Here is a 230-nt window from a genome sequence, read left to right as displayed (position 1 = left end):
AGAGGGTTTTCTCGAGCCCGCTCGAGTAGACCATGACGACGGCCACGAACAGGCCGAGCGCGACCGCGATCACGAAGCCGATGACGGTCTCGTAGGTGGTGACCCAGGTGTGCTGCAGGAGGTAGGTGGAATTCTCCGTGAACGCCGCCCAGGTGTCGGCGGGCGAGGGCAGGATGTACGGCGCGACGGCGCCGCTCTCCGTTGCTATCCACCACGCCACGACCACGACG

The 230-nt window shown here is 66.1% G+C and carries 1 pseudogene; it reads right to left on the bottom strand.

The window, feature by feature from the left end:
• Nucleotides 1–230, bottom strand: a pseudogene (locus SB658_RS28120) (hypothetical protein); the annotation flags it as partial.

The organism is Bacillus sp. SIMBA_008, from assembly GCF_046535495.1.
Classification (GTDB): Bacteria; Bacillota; Bacilli; order Bacillales; family Bacillaceae; genus Bacillus; species Bacillus subtilis.
The sequence above is the reverse complement of the archived record's forward strand: the minus strand, read 5'-3'. Positions and strand labels throughout refer to the sequence as shown.